Genomic DNA, 17,052 nt, shown 5'->3' with positions numbered 1-17,052 from the left:
GCAGTGACCGGAGTGGGTGGTGTTAGCCCGCTTTCTTTTGCCTACTTTTCTTTGCGGCGGCAAAGAAAAGTAGGTGCCGCCCCGCACAGGGGCAACCCAGGCAGACCACTAACAAAAAGCGGATGCAACCAACAAACCCAACAACAACCACTACAAACAGAAAAAAGCAGAAAAAAACAAATCAACACTGCATCCTGCGCTGCGCACGATACTCCGTCGGCGAAGTCTTCATATGCCGCCTGAAACTACGCGCAAGATGATCCCCACTGGTCAGCCCAGCCCGCTTAGCAACTTTATCGACAGGCAAATCAGTCTCCACCAGCAGATTACACACAACCTGAAGCCGCGCATGCATCAGATAATCCGACGGCGTCATCCCAAGCTCACTGCGAAAGTGCCGCAGCAGACTACGTTCGCTCATCGCCGCAACCTGCGCTGCGTCCTCGATCGTCACCTGGCGGCGGCAATTATCCTGCAGCCAGTGCGCAGCGGCGCGCACTTTCTCCGCCGGCGTATTGCCGACCACGTCTTCGAAGATCGCATTGAGCATGTCGCGCGAGCAGACGGACAGACGTTCAGCCACGCGACGCGCCATACCGTCTCCCATGTCGCGGCGGATCAGCTTCAATGCACCTGTGAGCGCATCGTTGAGGCTTTGCGATCTCGTCTTGCAGTCGCCCGAGCGGTGCGTGACATCCCGACGCGTGTCCTCCTCGTGCTCGCACGGTTCGCGATACGCGTGACCGTCGAGTCCGGGAAGCGGCGCACCCACCAGCCGCACGTCGGCAGCCTTGGAACGCGCCCGGTTGATCCACGCGATCAGCGGGACGGCGCGCGAATCGATACACGCATCTGCGCCGACAATCGCGAAGATCGCATCGAACTCTTGTCCAACGTGGGCTTCGAAAGTTTCCGAACTGACCAGCAGTGCAGCAGAACTGGCGATATAGCCGTCATGGTCGGACAGCGTGGTGATCGGGTAGACCCATTGAACGGGACCGCGCGCCGACAACTCACTCGCGATCTCCAGAGCGTTCGCGATCACGCTGGCACTCAGCAGATCGAAGCCGTCGAACAGTACGACGGCAACCTGTCGCACTCGCTGGGGAACGATGTCTGTGGCTTCGGAATCCTTGCTTTCGAGTCTTTGAGGCGGATGCATCGACATCATGTTCTTCCCCAACCTGAATGAACTGGTCCAGCACTCGAAGCCCCGGAATTGCAACGATAAGCATGCTGCGCAGTCTCGCCGCATGGAAGATCACAGTTCGCCCGCCAGGCATTTATGCTGCGCCGATAATTCGATCCGCGAAAGTGGGCGAACGCACGTAACCGTTGTATTTACGCAGTATGGCAGTGCTTCCACATCGACAGCCCGACGCGTGTTGCGCGCACGGCTGCAATGTGCAGATCACATGCTGACAGTTGGCTGACGTGCCGTTCAGTGCTCTGGAGAGACGCTACTCGCGCGTTGCGTCGCCATGATCTCGACGAGCATCGCGCGATAGGTGGAATGACATCGGTCGGCGGCCTGAAAGATCTCAGCCAGTGCGGCACGCGCGGACGTGGCGTCGTGGCGGCGTGTCGTATCCGATAGTGCGAGGATGGTTCGCAGCGCATCGCGTTGCTGGCCTAGCAGCAATCGCAGCGCGCTCTCGAAGGTGTCCTCGTGTTGGCCTGTCGTATTCATATCGACCCCGTCGGGCGTGTGTGCAGCAAAAAGACTAATGGCAAGCGGGTGAAGCTCGGTCTGTGTACCCAGACTCACATCGATGATTCGTTGCTCTTCCAGCCGGCTATCGATGAATCGGCTGCCGTGCCGCGCGTTTCGCAAACAGCCTGCGCGATCTTCAGGTAGCTCTCGGCGGTGTCGTGCAACGTGTAGCCATCCAGCGGGCGAAACGCACGCCGCGCGTGCAATGCGCTGAGCAAGGCGCTTGAATAGGCCGAAACATTCCTGGTATCGACGAGCGACACACCGGCAAAATCGCGGGCGAACTGGAATGCTGCAATGCGGCTTGCCACAACGGGAATACCTGAAGCGAGTGCCTCGAGAAAACCAATGCTATGCGCCTCCATATGCGATGGCATGGCAAAGACCTGTGAGCTCCGTAATATGGCCGCCACATTTGATGCAGGGCCGCATAGCGTGACGCGTTCCTCGAGTTTCAAACGATGCACGAGATTCATGGCGTTGTCGTGATAGGCGAGATCTTCTACCACGCCATACAGCACGAGCCGCGCATCGGGTTCCTGCTGCAGCACCGCTTCAAACGCATGTATGGTTTCGAGTTGCCCCTTGTCGACGACATAGCGGCCCAATTGCACGATCTGCTTCGACGCGGCCGGCATGACGTCGGCCCATCCGGAAGGCGCGTTCTGGAAGCGCGGCAGATCCACGCCATTCGGAATGACGGTGACGCGTGGATGCGGTCCGACTTCGTGCAGATAGTCAAAGGTATTCTGCGGAGAGACGCCTACCACTGCTTTCGCGCGATGCGAGAGCATGCGCTCGGCCCACTTCAGTTTTGGATTGGCGAAATCGTTGGAGCCTGAGTGCATCACGTAGACAACGGGTGCGGCGGCAGGAAGAAGGCGTACGTAGAGTGCGGCGAGTGTGGCGTGCGCGATGATCACATCAGGCCGAAACTGCCGCACGGTGCGCCACAGATGCGTGAGGCGTCCGATTCGCCCCTGCCGCGAAGCAGGGAATCTGCACAGCACACCGGCCGCATGGAGTTCGCTGCGGCTGTGGTCGAAGTCGGCAAGCTGCGGTTGCATCGACGCAATGCAGACCTCATGGCCACCCTCCCTGTGCTGGATCGCGAGACCCTTCGCGAGGATCTCCGCACCCGACAAACGTGGCGCATAGACAACCTGTAGTATCCGCACGTGTCACCGTCTTGAATGGGCGTAATCGTAGAGAAGCGATCTGCCGGAGCGCGTCTCTCTTGTTTGTTGCAGCCTACGGTTGCGCAGGTCTGCCGTCAATTGTGGTGATCGATATATGTGGCTATACGATAGGCAATCGATGCATGCAGATTCGGTCAAGCACTAGTCATTGATCGACACAGGTACTCGATCCGGCAATTCGTATTGAACGTATTCGTCATTCGAATACGACTGCAATGCCGCTATTGCATCAATCGGTCGAGCCAGAGCGTTTCCGAGTAAACGACGGGCAATGGGAAAGCTTCCATCGGGACACCTTTTATTTCGTTCCCATCGAGCGTGAATCGAACAAGCTCAGAGGCGCCGGCGGAGAACTGTGTGTTATTCAGTATCGCGTCAGTACGCTCGTAGAAGAATAGTGCTGAGTGGCTGGCTTCGCGCAACACGAACGGTGCGGCATCCTGCCAGCGAAGATCGCGCAGATAACCCATCAGAACGGGTGCTGTATTGCCACGCGCGACGCTCCATCTCCATACGTCGACACCGCCCGGTTCTGCGAAATGCGGCACGCTCATGACAAGCGATGCATCGGCACTGGTATCGATGGAAAAGCGTGTCGAGTCCCGTTTGAACTGCGGCGGAAGAAGAAAAGTAGCGTCGACGTTCCAGCGTTCTTTTTCGACATCGAGTGCGGAAATGGAAATGTGGTGTTGACTATCGGCAGACTGGATTGCCATAAACGACGCCGCACTTTTGCGAACGCTTCTCAGAAATAGAAGTTGTGTATCCGGACTCAATGTACCTGTTCCGATGATCTTCGCCTGCTGGATATGGCCGTTCTCGTCGGCGCCTATTGTCCAAAGCTCCAGTGCGTTGTCTGATCTTTGTACTGAAACCAGAACTTTGTCGCGCGCGCTCCCTGGGTTCGAATAAGCAAGGTACTGCTGCGTGTTTTCACCAGGTATCTTTTCGTCGCTTTGAAACCACAGAACGGGAGCAGTGAATTGCTGACCATTGCTGCGCAGCAGCCAGAATGCCGTACCGCCGTTTCTCGGCGTGGCGACCATCAGATCTGCGCGGCCATTGCCATCGAAATCGCCGACCATAAAACGGGCACTGTCGAAACATAATGTATCGGCAGTGCAGGTACTGTGTGTTGCGCGGCTATCAAAAGGAACGACATTGGCATACCACTTCTGGGGCTGATCGGGTTTGCCCAGTATCGAGTTCTGCACATAGACATCGAATCCGGGACCGTCGGCGCGTCGTTGTACATAAATAGCCGAGGGAGTGCCTTTTCCTGTCACATCGCCGTACATCGCGCCCGTGAGGCGCAAGTCGGTAGGCCACGCGGGACGCAACGTCGACCATCGGTAGCGTGTCGTCAATGACGCGCATCCTCGAATATAAAGGCGGTTGTTTTCTTCTCCGAGACAACGCCGTGACGGCGTAAATATCAGACCAAAGTCCCACGGCGTCCAACGTTGCGACGCGTCCCATTCTTCACACGGTTCTTCTTCGAGTGTGCCTTCGTGCTCGGCAACGCATTGTCCCGTCGATACGGAAACGAGTGCTGCATTGTGCTGATTACCCGCATACGTTGCGCGAGGTTCCCATTTCCATTGCTGGCTGGGTGATTCGTCGCACGGCGCGAGTTCCGGGCTACGTGCTTTGCCTTGTGACGTCAGGCACTGCGCCGAGCCGGTATTGAACAGGACAGAGGGAATGGCGACGAAATCGGCTTTGACATCGCGCGTGGTGTCGTTGTGTACATAGTTGCGTAAAACCCAGTTGCCATCCCACTGGTACTCGCCGAAGACATGAGCGAAATCGCCGCCATCGACTGAGAAGTAAGTGGCCGCCACATCACGCTTGCGTTGTGCCGTGTCGCCGAAAAGCGTGGCGGGCCAGTTTCCCATGGGATAAGTGACGTAGAACGCGATGGGCACGTTGCGGCCCAGGGTCTGTGCTACGTGGCGCGTGATACGGGCCGTGTAGATGTGATCCGGATGCTCGATGAAGGGCGCGGTATCCGGGTTCAAGGTCGCGATACGGGTGGCATCCTGCAATATCGCGCTGAGCACGCTGGACAGCGAATCACGGTTGTATCGCGCTGCCGGTATCTCGCCATGACCCATCGGATAACTAGTCAGCGTGGCGCCCTGATCCCACAGCAAGGCAAGCGGCACGCGTCCGCCGCGCACCGCGCCGCCGGGTAGCCGCAGTTCGAGAAGGCGTACGCGCGGCTGTGCCTTCAACGTCAGTTGAAGCACGGGCTTACCGGCGATGCGTATGGTCGACTCATCCCATTCATTGGCGACACCCGCAAGACGCGCATACGCAAGCCGCGAACCCTCTTCGCGCTTTTGCACGTAGGCGAAATTCGCGCCGTTTGCCCCGCCGATCAGATGCACGGTAGTCACGCACCAGCCAGCACGAAGCCGTTCGCTGATAGCAGGTTCGACGAACAGCAGATCGTCGTCGAGATGCGCGACCACGGTGACGAGTGTGCCTTTGCTGCAATCCGCAGACGACGCACGAGCAGGCGTAATGAGCAGGTTGCAGAGGAAAAGAACCGCGAGGGCGTGGCGAAGCAACCCGACAAACGCAAATGGCGACGTATTCATATGATTGCAGCCGTCCCTTTTCTTCTTGGTGTTGTTACCGAGAGCCTCGATTGATCCAATGAAGTAGCCTCGGTTTGTTCACGTCCGGTTTGAGGAGTTGATTCTCTTACGGTTTGAAAGGCTAATGCGTTTTATACGGAAGCAAGTTTTGAAGCGTTCACTTCCCGTTATTCGTCCAGAGCAGTCTATATTTGTGAGCCGTTTTTTAATAGAGCGTAGTGGTCCATGGTTAAGGGCTGATTGCAAGGCTGCATACAGCCTTTAATAGACAGAGTGCAGTCCTCAGTGGCAATACATACAAACGTAATCAGACACACGTAATAAAGTGAGGGCGGCTGGCGCTGCGTTCGCCAGTGGTCTGAGCAATCAAGAACGATTCATAGTGGCATCCCGACGGGTTAGCGCGTCGTGCGTTTCTGCCAATAGCAGTGTTTGAGGACGTCATGCGGATGCTGTTCGTTATCGGTCACCTGGGTGACTATCACGTGCCGCGCTACGAAGCGTTGATGCGGCTCGCGACCCGGCGCGGCGACGAAGTCCGTCTCGTCGAAGTATTCGGACGCTCGGGTTTCTACGCGTTTCCGCAGACACGCCGTGCGTCGTTTTTTGCACAGCGTCATGAACGCGTCACTACGCTGGAGAAGGATGTTAGCGATGCAGGCGGTCGCTGGCTCAGCGTTTTCTCGCGTCTCACGGCAATTGTGCGGCGCGTGGAGCCGGATGTCGTCGTCACGTTGGGCTACGACACGCCGTACTCGTTGTGGCTATGTTTCGTCAGAAGGTTCACGAGACCGTTCGGCTTGATCTACATGTCGGATTCGAAGGCCGATGATGGCCCTCGCAGCAGTGTCAAGGAATGGCTCAAGCGTCGGTTGGTGAAGCGCTTCGATGGCGCGCTGGTCGCTGGAGAACGGCACCGCGATTACGCAGAGTTTCTGGGTATTCCGCGCTGGCGTTCACGCGTCGGTTTCGATGTGATCGACGTCGACCAGTTCTCGCACCGCGCGGCGGCCGCTCATGAATCCGCCGATGAGGTGCGTCGTCTGCGCGGCTTGCCGCGGCGATACGTGCTATGTGTCAGCCGCTTCGTCGCCCGCAAGAACGTGAACGTTGTCATCGACGCGTTTGCTCGTTCCTGTCTCGCAGACCACGCAATCGAACTGGTGCTGATCGGGCAGGGAAGCGATGAACCGAGATTGAGAACCCTGGTATCGGAACTCGGACTCGACGATAGCGTGCGCTTTCTCGACGCATTGCCGAACGCCGAAATGCCCGCGATCTATAGCCTTGCCGACTTCGTGGTGCTCGCCAGCGAATTCGATCAATGGGGTTTGTGCATCAACGAAGCTTTTGCGGCATCGCGCACGGCGATTGTCACACACACATGCGGTGTGGCAAGCGAGCTTGTCGCGAATGGCGTGAACGGGTACATCATCGAGCCGGGCAATGCGGACATGCTGGCGTCGCGCATGCGGACGCTCGCACTGGACGACATGCTGCGTGAGCGGCTATCAGCACGCGCGCGGCTCGCGGTCGAGCAATGGAAGCCCACGGTATTCGCAAGCAACCTGATGGAACTCGCCGATAGCGTGCTCGATTCCGATCAGGTCGTTTCACCAGCCGAACATGAATAGCGCTGAACGCGATGCATCACATGCGGGGAGAGAATCATGAACGAGTCGGACAGCCTTCAGACACGCGCGCCATTTCTTCTGTGCATGCAGGCAGAGGAACAGGACGAGGCACTGACGGATATGATGGCGCTCGCGAAGCAGCATGGCGAAATCGATCTGAACCGTGCGGTGGAAGCGCTCGCTGAAATCCACGAACTGGCGAAGAGCTATCTCGACGCCTGAGCCGGCAACTGGGCCGAGAACATCCGGCAGATGGCGTCACGCAGCCAGGCAATGCCGGGATCGGCGGAAAACTGCATATGCGTGTGCACCTGTATTTCAATGGGCGGCAATGAAAAAGGCAACGGCAAGATTCTGAACGCCTTGTTCCTGTTGAAGCGCAGCGCAATGCTTTTCGGAAAGATCACGGCAAGATCCGTGTTCTGCACGATCTCAGGTGCAACCACGAAATGCGGCAATCGCAAGACGATGTCGCGCCGCAAGTTCAATTCCTCCAGCCATTGCTCGACCATCCGGTGACCGGTTGCGTTCGTGCTCGCATAGACATAGCGCAACGCGGCAAGATCTTCTTTGGTCGGATTGCGTCTGCGCAGTGGGTGTCCTGCCCGCACCACGCACACATGTTCATCGACGAATAGCGTCGTGCTGATGCACGCAGCGTCCAGTCCTGGCACATAGCCGAGTGCAAGATCGATCTCGCCGCTGCGCATCGCGGTGCTGACAGAATCGACGGAGAAGTTGACGACTTCGATGCGTATGCCGGGCGCCGTGCTGTCGATCATCGCGAGCAGAGGCGGCAGGAAATAGAACTCCGACATGTCGGACATCGAAACACGAAACACGCGGTGTGCTGTCGCCGGATCGAACTTCGCCAGTTGTTGGACGGCCAGGTTGATGATGCCGAAAGCCTGCGTGAGGGGCGCGTGCAAGCGGAGGGCAGCGTCGGTGGGCACCATGCCAGTCGGCGTGCGGACGAACAGGGGATCGTCGAACAGCGTGCGTAGCCGCCGCAATGCATGGCTGACGGCTGGCTGGGTAAGTCCGAGCCGTTCACCTGCAGCCGTCAGACTGCGCAGATCTGAAATGGCCAGGAACACACGCAGAAGATTCAAGTCTGTGATGCCTGGGGGCGTCTTTGTCATGTCGCACAGTATTTGGCCGTTTGGGCGCTCCATGCAGCAGCGCTCATTCAAGCATGCGATTGAACCGAACGCGCATGCCCGCGCCCGGCGCTCTTACTCGCGCGTCAGATTACCGTAAATGCTGCGCATCGGGTAATGCGGCGTGGAACCGCTATAAGGTGGAAACGACTCGAAATCCTCTTTCATGCGCGCACGCACGGGCGACGCGAGCGCGGCATCGAGTGCGGCGATGTCGTCGAATACGACCTTGTTGCGTTGCATGGCCGTCGCGCGATCATGCTTCAAAGGCGAGCGATAGTCGATGCGCGTGTAGATCTCGAGTTCGCGGATACCCGGAAGCTGTGTCATCAGCGGCGGGTGCCAGGTCAGATAGTGCGTGAGCCATGCGTTGAAGTCATCGGCTTCGCCGTCGTAGCTGACGAGATAGGTGCAGCGTTCGTCGACAGCATTGGACAACTGCTGATGTGGCATCGAGAACCTGCGCACGGCCATGGCCTGCTGACGCAGCGTGCCCTGACTCACACGCGCTTCGATATGCTCCGCCACCGCTTGCACAGCGCCGCCGGGGCATAACGCGGCTTCGAGCAGATCGAGATCGTCGAAATACCATTGCATGACGCAGAAAGGTGCGGCAGCGTTGCGCTCATCGCTGGTAGCAGGAAGATGCAACACGAAGCGCCGCAGCCCGGCTGCGTCACGCGCTGCGGACTGTATATGCGCGATGCCGGATCGATCGAACACATTGCGCGCGTCGCCGCCCTCGCCAATCAGAAAGAAGCAGACTTCCACGCTCACCTCGCGCAATCAGCCGTGGCGCTCGCCTGCGCAACAGCAGGGCGCGTCAGGCGATGAAACTGCCGCGCGAAATAGATCAGCCCGTCGCCATCGGTACGAACAGAAATGTCGTCGATGCGCACGAACATCACTGAATGCGAGCCGACGCTCTTCAGTTCGACGATCGTGCCTTCCAGATTCGCAATCGCATCCGACAGCACAGGCACGGCCGAGCGTCCCGGTTTCCAGGCGTGGCGCGCGAAACGCTCGTCCATCGCACATGCGGTCATGCCTGCGAAGTCGCGCGCTAATTCCTGATATTCGCCGGCCAATACGTTGATGCACACGCTGCGGTTCTCGCGCAACACGTCATGCACATAACTGGTCTGGTTGATACAGACCAGCATGGTTGGCGGGGAGTCCGTCACCGAGCAGACCGCACTTGCAGTCAGGCCACAACGGCCGCTCGGGCCGTCGGTGGTAATGACATTGACGGCGGCGGGCAGGCAGGCCATCGCGTCGCGAAAGCGCCGCTTGATGTCTTCGTTCGTCATCGCATGCTCCTCACAATGGATTGCGCGTTGCATCACGGATATGGTGTGACAGGGGGAACGCCCGCGAACAGCGCGCCCGATGCGTCGTACGTGCCTTCGCCGAGAAACGCATGCTGGGTGACGACGATCGAATCGCGCACCAGGCGCTGCAAGCGGCTCTCGCGATAGATCGCCGCGATGCCCGCCATCTGATACGCCTGCATCACCACGTCGGCGCAGACATGGGCTGCATGCGTTGCGCTCAAGCGCATCAGGTTGGCCTGATCGGGCGTGACGGGATCGCCTGCAATGAGCGTGTCCCATGCGGCTTGCGACGACTCGTAGAAGAAGGCGCGCGCGCTGCGCCATTGCGCTTCTGCTTTCGAGAGTCCCGAGCGGTAATAGCCGCGGTCCGCGAGACGTGGCGCGCCCGTGGTGGTCTTCGTCGCGCCTGACATGCCCGTCACGATATCGAGCGCGGCACGCGCGAGGCCGACGTTCACAGCGGCGTGCACCTGTGCCTGATAAGCGACGGCAGGGTAGCGGTACAGCGGTTCGTCGATCAGTGCGTGGCCACCGCGCACGAAGGTCCATTGCGCATCGACGAACTTGTCGCGCAGGCGCAGATCGTGACTGCCCGTGCCTTGCATGCCGACCACGCTCCAGTTGTCGACGATCTCGACGTCGCTCGCCGGAAACACGGCCGTAAAGGGCTTGCCTGCTGCCGCTTCGCCCGAACTCGCTGGCGTGCCGCCGATGCCGACGCCGATCCAGTCTGCGCCCTTGCAGCCGCTGGCGAAGTGCCACTGCCCGCTGACCTGATAGCCGCCCGCCACCTTGACGGCCGGTTGCAGCGGATAGAGTCCGCCTGCGAATACCTGGTCCGGGCCTTTCGCATAGATGTGCTGCTGCGTTTCGATGGGCAGGGCGGCGAGATAGGTGTTGGCCGAGCCGAACGCGGCGACCCAGGCCGTCGAACCATCGGCGATTGCGATGCGTTCGAGTATCGCGAGAAATTGCGGCGGCGGCAGCGCGTCGCCGCCGAAGCGGCGCGGTGTGCTCGCACGATAAATGCCGGCGCGCTTCATCTTCGCGATCATGTCGCGCGGCACGTGCGACACCTGATCGAACTCGTCGCGGCGGCGCTCGATCTCTTCGATCAGCGTGTCGAGGGAAATGGGACCGGCATACTCGGGATACGGCTCGCTGCCACCAGCGATGCGCGGCTCATAAGCGTAGGTGGAAATGCTTTGCATGATGGATACGTGTCAGGTTGAGTGGATCAGGCGGCGACGGGTTCGGCTTCCTGCCTTGCCTGCAGCCGCGCGGCGCGTGGGAATGTTTCGGGCGCGATGCAGGTCGCGACGACGGTGACGAGTGCCAATGCGACGAGATAGATCGCGACGGGCGTCGCGCTGCGATAGTGCGCGAGCAACGCTGTGGCGATCATCGGCGAGAGGCCGCCGCCGAGTACCGAAGAAATCTCGCGTCCTATTCCGAGGCCCGAGAAACGCAGATGCACGGGCAGCAGTTCGCTGATAAAGGCAGGCTGTGCGCCTTCGAGAATGCCAAGCGTGATGCTGTTGGCGAGAATCAGCGCGGCGATGACTTTCCATAACACGCCGGAAGCCAGCAGCGTGAAGTACGGATACGCGACCAGCACCATCGCAATCGCACCGGCGAGATAAACCGGCTTGCGGCCGATCTTGTCGGTGATGTGTCCCATCAGCAGCGACACGGGAATCATCAGCAGCATCGACAGCGTCAGGCCGCCGAGAATCCACGTGGATTTGAGGCCGAGAAACTGGCCGTACGCAAGCGAGAACGCGAAGAAGATGTACGACGCGCCACCTTCGCCGAAGCGCAGGCCGAACACGGTCAGCACCTGGCGCGGACAACGGCGCAGCACTTCGACTATCGGCATGCGGCTTTCGCTGTGCGTCGCTTTGACTTCGACGAAGTCGGCGCTTTCATCGACCGAACGGCGCATCCACAGTCCGAGCACCACGAGCACGGCGCTGCACAGAAACGGCACGCGCCAGCCCCACGCGAGGAAATCGGCGGGCGTGAGGGTTTGTGCAAGCAGGAAGGCCGCCGTGGATAGCACGAAGCCGAAAGCCGCGCCGCTCGGACTCCATGCAGCGAGTGCACCGCGTCTGGAAGGCGGCGCGCTTTCATGAATCAGCAGAATGCTGCCGCTCCATTCGCCGCCCGCTGCGAGGCCCTGGAGAATGCGCAGCAGCACGAGGCCGATGGGCGCGGCAATGCCGATCTGCTGATACGTCGGCAGCAGGCCCATGCAGACGGTGGCGACGCCCATCGTCAATAGCGTGAGCATCATCACCGTCTTGCGTCCGTAGCGGTCGCCGATATGGCCGCACAGCACGCCGCCGACTGGGCGCGCGATAAAGCCCACCGTGAAGCCACCAAATGCGGCGATCGTGCCCGTCAACGGATCGCTGCCGACGGGAAAGAAAAGCTTGCCGAATACCAGCGCAGCCGCCGTGCCGTAAAGAAAGAAGTCGTACCACTCGAGTATCTGGCCGAGCACGGCTGTCGTCACTGCGCGTCGGACCGCGCTCGTCTTGCGTATCGGGAGAGAAGGGGAAAGCGTAACTGTCGCGTGAGGATTCATGGCGTTGAGTAAGCAAGACGTTGAAGTTTGCGCTTCCCGATCGTGGGGACGGTCAGGGCGACACGGCGAATCGGACAGACATGGGCAAGCCATGGTCGAAAGATAGGAGCGCGAGAAAAGACCGTCAAATTCAGGCCAAAAATGCGCGATATAAATGGCATTCATGTCGCTTGCGAGTACACCTGCGCGTGTGAATACGCAAATAAAACACGCTGATCGCGCAGGTTCTATTTGACTGATTTGACCGTGCAAAAAGGCGAACTTAGATTGCGATCCTCGCAATAGCCGCGGCGCAGTGTGAGTTCGCTGCGTCATTCAATCGAAGCAGTCGCCATGTACGGGATGACGAATCTATGAGAAGCAAACTGGCAGCCTCATTGGCTGTGTTGACGCTGGTCGAGTGTGCGTTTGCTGGGGCCGCGCACGCGCAGAGTTCGGTGACGATGTACGGCATCGTCGACGATGGTTTCAACTGGACCTCGAACGCAGGCGGCCACACGCTGTACAACGTGTCGAGCGGCGTGATGCAGGCAAGCCGCTGGGGCTTGCGCGGCAAGGAAGATCTCGGCGGCGGACTGGCTGCGCTGTTCGTGCTGGAAAACGGCTTCGATCCGAATACCGGCTCGCTCGGTCAGAAAAATCGCGGCAGTACGCAAGGGCTGATGTTCGGACGTCAGGCGTATGTGGGATTGTCGAGTGCGTATGGCTCGATGCTGGTCGGGCGGCAATACGATTCGGTGGTCGACTACGTCGGGCCGTTCGAATCCGGCGATCAATGGGGCGGCTATATCGCCGCGCATCCGGGCGATCTCGACAATATCAACAACGCGTATCGCGTGAACAATGCGCTCAAGTACACCAGCGCCAATTACGCAGGTCTCACGTTCGGCGGTGTGTATAGCCTGGGCGGCGTGGCGGGTGAAGCCACGCGCAATCAGGTGTGGTCGCTCGGCGCGGGCTACGCGAATGGTCCGCTTTCGTTAGGTGTCGGTTATTTGAATGCGCGCAATCCGAACGTGGGATTCTTCGGCGACAACGGCGCGAGTACGGCGGCGACGGCCAGCACGAACTTCGTTTCATCGCCTGTTTATAGTGGTTATGCGTCGGCGCGCACGTATCAGGTGATCGCGGCGGGTGCGGCCTATACATTCGGTGCGGCAACGTTTGGCGCAACGTACTCGAATACGCAATTCAGGAATCTCGGCGATACGGCGGAGTCCGGGCCGAATCCGCGCGGCTATCGCGGCAATGCGACCTTCAATAACGCGGAAGTGAACTTCAAGTATCAATTGACGCCGGCGTTCCTGCTTGGTGCGGCATTCGACTATACGCACGGCGGCAATGTCGATTCGTCGTCGGGAACGAATTCCGGTGCGCGTTATTATCAAGGCGCGATTGGCGCGGACTATTTTCTTTCGAAGCGTACTGACGTTTATCTGATCGGCGTGTATCAGAAGGCGTCAGGTACGGATTCGACAGGCACGGCAGCCGTGGCGGCCATCAACAACCTCACGCCATCCACCAGCGACCGGCAAAGCACGGTGCGTGTGGGCATTCGTCACAAGTTCTGAGCGCGCTTGTCATCGCGTTTAAAAGGCGCCGCTGCGTTGTGATGAACGCAGCGGCGTTGCTTCTTTTAGAAGCGATGCCGCATGCCAACAGCCATCACCACCTGCTGGTCGTTCGATGAAGGGCTTTGTCCGCTGATGTCGGCAGTGAGTCCCGAACCGTCGCTGGCAATGTGCTGATAGCTTGCCTGCACGTAGAGATCGGTTCGCTTCGACAGGAAGTAGTCCGTTTGCAGCGACACCTCATGCCACTTCGGATGATGCTGGCCTGTCGCGTTCGACATCGAACCCGATGTATACGTATACTCGCTGTTCAGTGCGACGGCTGGCGTGAGCTGGTAGCTCGCATTGAGTTCGTAGTTGCTGAAGCTCATGCCTTCGCCGTTCGCGGTAAGACCGAGGCTGTTCGCGCCGTTGATCGTCGCGAGTCCGCCGAGTTGCGTGCGAGTCCAGACCGCGCCGAAAGTCGCGGCGCCGATCGAATAGCTGCCGCCCGCGCCGTACGTGCGCTGACGCGCGGCGATAAACGTGCGGTCGGTCAGCGTCAACGCGCCGCTGGTGTTGCTGCTGCCGCCGTTGTTCGCCTGGAAGTAGCCAGCGCCGAGGCGCAGCGGACCTGCCTCATACGAGGTGCCGAAACTGTATAGACGGTTATCGTCGAAGCCGCCTGCCTCGTTCGAGAAGCCGTAGAGCGCGCCGAATTTCACACCTGCATAACTGTTGCTCGCGTATTTCACCGAGTTGTTCACGCGGAACGAGTTGTTCAGATTGTCGTTGTCGTACGGGTGTGCCGAGAGGTTATTGCCGCCGGGATGATGGCCCGTGAAGCTGAGCGGCGCAAGGTAATCGACCACGGAATCGTACTGACGACCCAGTGTCAACGTGCCGTATCGGTCATTCTGCAGTCCCGTGTACGCCTGATAACCAAACAGACGGCCGCCCTGGCGCAGCGTGCCGTTCATCACGCTGAAGCCGTTTTCCAGCTGAACGATGGCCTTGGTGCCGCCGCCGAGATCTTCGCGTGCAAGGATGCCCCAGTGGCTGCCCGTCACGTCGCCGCTGCCGGCTTGCCACGCGCTGCTGCCTTTCTGGTTGTTCGTGTACGACAGGCCGGCGTCGATCACGCCATACAGCGTCACTGAATTTTGTGCCTGCGCATGGCACGCGTAGCCTGCCACGATGGCGGCCATGACGAGTGTCTTTTTCATTTTTTCCCCTGTTGTTGATTTGAACGATGTGACGAGCCACGCCGCAGCGCGGCGCCTGCCGGATGGCAGGCGTCGTGCGTTGCAACGGATGCAGCGTGGTGAGGTGGCTGGCTGGGCCGCGTCGACGGATGTCTAGCGGCTGGCGATGCCGTCCTGAGCCGACAGACCGTCGATCAGGACTTGATGCTGGCCGCGCGAGCACGGCTCGATTCGCGCGGTGACACCGAATACTTGTGCAAGGCTGGCTTGCGTGACGACTTCGGCGGTCGGTCCGAAACCGGCAATGCGGCCTGCGTGCAGCAGCATCGCCTGATGGCAGGCGCGCATGGCCGTGTTGATGTCGTGCAGCACGACGACGCTGACCATGCCGCGTTCCCGCGTGATGTCGCGCAGTACGCGCATCACGTGAAACTGGTAGTTGAGATCGAGTGCCGACAGCGGTTCGTCGAGCAGCAGCACTTGCGGTTCGCGCACGAGTGCCTGTGCGATGCCGACGAGTTGCCGCTGGCCGCCCGACAGTTCGTCGAGCGAGCGCGACGCCAGCGCGTCGATGCCGAGGCGTTCGAGCACGGCGCGTGCGTTCGCAAGATCGTCGGCGCGGGCGGTGTGCGCGCGGAACGCGCCGCGCGTCGCGCAGCATGCGACCAGCACAGATTCGAGTACCTGCAGCTTCACACCGGCAGGCAGCGATTGCGGCAGATAGACGACGCTATGCGAACGCGCGCTCGCCGCCGACAGTTCGAGCGGCGCACCGTCGAGCGTCAGTTGCCCCGCGTGGGCACGCGTGAGTCCCGCCAGCGCCCGCAGCAAGGTCGATTTGCCGCTGCCGTTCGGACCGAGCAGCGCGGTGATCTGGCCACGCGGCAGCGGGCCGGCGTCTAGCGATCTGAGCACGGCGCGCTTGCCGTATTGCACGCTGAGACCGTGTATCGACAGGCCGTTCATTGCGCGGCTCCTTGCGAGCGCACGACGATGCCCAGAAACAGCGGAATGCCGACCAGCGCCGTGACGATACCGACGGGAATCAGCACGCCCGGCACGATGGTTTTCGATGCAATCGATGCCAGCGACAGCATCAATGCGCCGATCAGCGTGCTGCCGGGCAGATAGAAGCGATGATCTTCGCCGAACAGCGTGCGCGCGATATGCGGCGCAATCAGTCCGACAAAGCCAATCGTGCCGACGAACGATACCGCGAGCGCCGACAGCACCGACACACGCAGCAGCGTGCCGAGCCGCAGACGACGCACGTCGATGCCGAAGCTCGCGGCGCGGTCTTCACCCAGGCGCAGCGCGGTAAGCGTCCACGCGTTGCGCATCGAGAGCGGCAACGCGATGGCAAGCGCGACAGCGAGCACGCCGATCTTTGGCCAGTCAGCGCGCGCGAGCGAGCCGAGCGTCCAGAATACGAGACCTTGCAACGCGTCGGCGGAAGCGATGAACTGCATCAGCGAAACGAGTGCATGAAACGCAAACACCAGCGCAATGCCGAGCAGCACGACGCCGGATGTGTTCATGCCGCGCCAGCGCGCGACGCCATCCAGCATGAGCGCCGACATGAACGCGAACAGAAACGCATTCGCCGACACCAGCCAGCTTTGTGCGATGCCCGGCAGCGTGATGTCGAGCACGATCGCGAGCGATGCGCCGAACGCAGCCGCTGCGGATACGCCTAACGTATAGGGGCTCGCGAGCGGATTGTTGAGGATGGTCTGCATTTCCGCGCCCGACAGTCCGAGCGATGCGCCGACCAGCAGCGCCATCACCGCGTACGGCATGCGGATCTGCCAGACGATCACATTCGTCGCGGCATCGGCGGAGGTGTGATCGAACACGGCGCGCAGCAGCGTCGCAACCGGCAGGCCGGATGGGCCGGAGCGCAGATCGACCAGCAGCGAGCCCACGATCAGCAGTGCCACCGCGAACAGGCACAGCACGCGCACGCGCGTCATGCGCAGATAGCTGCGCGCACCGGCGTCCACGGCGCTGTGCGACGAGCGTGCAGTACGTGTCAACGAAACGGAATCGGACATCGCAGC

At 60.2% G+C, this 17,052-nt stretch carries 15 protein-coding genes; 3 read left to right on the top strand and 12 right to left on the bottom strand.

The window, feature by feature from the left end; genetic code table 11:
- Positions 1 to 181 precede the first annotated feature (181 nt).
- From DK391_RS32390 to DK391_RS32375, 4 genes are all read right to left on the bottom strand, one after another.
- A complete protein-coding gene (locus DK391_RS32390) occupies positions 182 to 1,171 on the bottom strand; it encodes a helix-turn-helix domain-containing protein (protein WP_239483015.1) in 990 nt (329 codons plus the stop codon).
- 270 nt (positions 1,172 to 1,441) lie between these two features.
- On the bottom strand, positions 1,442 to 1,690 hold the full coding sequence (locus DK391_RS32385; RefSeq protein WP_109482087.1) for a hypothetical protein: 249 nt from the start codon (positions 1,688 to 1,690) through the stop codon (positions 1,442 to 1,444).
- A gap of 74 nt (positions 1,691 to 1,764) precedes the next feature.
- Entirely contained in the window at positions 1,765 to 2,892 is a 1,128-nt protein-coding gene (locus DK391_RS32380; RefSeq protein WP_109482082.1) for a glycosyltransferase, read from the bottom strand.
- Positions 2,893 to 3,134: 242 nt separating this feature from the next.
- Entirely contained in the window at positions 3,135 to 5,519 is a 2,385-nt protein-coding gene (locus DK391_RS32375) for an RICIN domain-containing protein (RefSeq protein ID WP_109482081.1), read from the bottom strand.
- Between the two features lie 449 nt (positions 5,520 to 5,968).
- Here DK391_RS32375 and DK391_RS32370 point away from each other — a divergent pair, with 449 nt between their 5' ends.
- A complete protein-coding gene (locus DK391_RS32370) occupies positions 5,969 to 7,153 on the top strand; it encodes a glycosyltransferase family 4 protein (RefSeq protein WP_239483014.1) in 1,185 nt (394 codons plus the stop codon).
- 36 nt (positions 7,154 to 7,189) lie between these two features.
- Positions 7,190 to 7,375, top strand: coding sequence for a hypothetical protein (locus DK391_RS32365; RefSeq protein ID WP_109482079.1), 186 nt, complete (start codon positions 7,190 to 7,192; stop codon positions 7,373 to 7,375).
- Here the strand turns inward: DK391_RS32365 and DK391_RS32360 are convergent.
- The 5 genes from DK391_RS32360 to DK391_RS32340 all read right to left on the bottom strand — a co-directional run bounded on the left by DK391_RS32360 (position 7,360) and on the right by DK391_RS32340 (position 12,237).
- Positions 7,360 to 8,295 carry a LysR family transcriptional regulator gene (locus tag DK391_RS32360; RefSeq protein ID WP_109482078.1) on the bottom strand — a complete coding sequence of 312 codons (936 nt, stop codon included), beginning with the start codon at positions 8,293 to 8,295 and terminating at the stop codon, positions 7,360 to 7,362. The genes DK391_RS32365 and DK391_RS32360 overlap by 16 nt on opposite strands.
- A 93-nt stretch (positions 8,296 to 8,388) precedes the next feature.
- The gene (locus DK391_RS32355; protein WP_204117483.1) at positions 8,389 to 9,084 is read right to left on the bottom strand and encodes an EthD family reductase; all 696 of its coding nucleotides are present in this window, start codon (positions 9,082 to 9,084) and stop codon (positions 8,389 to 8,391) included.
- 2 nt (positions 9,085 to 9,086) lie between these two features.
- A complete protein-coding gene (gene hpaC, locus DK391_RS32350) occupies positions 9,087 to 9,623 on the bottom strand; it encodes a 4-hydroxyphenylacetate 3-monooxygenase, reductase component (protein ID WP_204117482.1) in 537 nt (178 codons plus the stop codon).
- 32 nt (positions 9,624 to 9,655) lie between these two features.
- Positions 9,656 to 10,858: an acyl-CoA dehydrogenase family protein gene (locus tag DK391_RS32345; protein WP_109482076.1), complete on the bottom strand. Its 1,203-nt coding sequence runs from the start codon at positions 10,856 to 10,858 to the stop codon at positions 9,656 to 9,658.
- A 26-nt stretch (positions 10,859 to 10,884) separates the two neighbouring features.
- Positions 10,885 to 12,237, bottom strand: coding sequence for an MFS transporter (locus DK391_RS32340; RefSeq protein ID WP_109482075.1), 1,353 nt, complete (start codon positions 12,235 to 12,237; stop codon positions 10,885 to 10,887).
- A 353-nt stretch (positions 12,238 to 12,590) separates the two neighbouring features.
- Between DK391_RS32340 and DK391_RS32335 the strand changes: the two genes are divergently transcribed.
- A complete protein-coding gene (locus tag DK391_RS32335) occupies positions 12,591 to 13,808 on the top strand; it encodes a porin (RefSeq protein WP_109482074.1) in 1,218 nt (405 codons plus the stop codon).
- 65 nt (positions 13,809 to 13,873) lie between these two features.
- On the opposite strand, the gene DK391_RS32330 is transcribed toward DK391_RS32335, so the two are convergent.
- From DK391_RS32330 to DK391_RS32320, 3 genes are all read right to left on the bottom strand, one after another.
- Positions 13,874 to 15,013, bottom strand: coding sequence for a porin (locus tag DK391_RS32330; RefSeq protein ID WP_162600964.1), 1,140 nt, complete (start codon positions 15,011 to 15,013; stop codon positions 13,874 to 13,876).
- Between the two features lie 132 nt (positions 15,014 to 15,145).
- Positions 15,146 to 15,958, bottom strand: a complete 813-nt coding sequence (locus tag DK391_RS32325) for an ABC transporter ATP-binding protein (protein ID WP_109482072.1) — start codon at positions 15,956 to 15,958, stop codon at positions 15,146 to 15,148.
- Positions 15,955 to 17,046 carry an iron ABC transporter permease gene (locus DK391_RS32320; protein ID WP_109482071.1) on the bottom strand — a complete coding sequence of 364 codons (1,092 nt, stop codon included), beginning with the start codon at positions 17,044 to 17,046 and terminating at the stop codon, positions 15,955 to 15,957. Before DK391_RS32320 ends, DK391_RS32325 begins: the two co-directional genes overlap by 4 nt.
- Positions 17,047 to 17,052: the final 6 nt, after the last annotated feature.

Source organism: Paraburkholderia sp. C35 (genome assembly GCF_003121405.1).
Taxonomy (GTDB): Bacteria; Pseudomonadota; Gammaproteobacteria; order Burkholderiales; family Burkholderiaceae; genus Paraburkholderia.
Note: the sequence above shows the minus strand (reverse complement) of the source record. Positions and strands in the feature narration are given on the sequence as shown.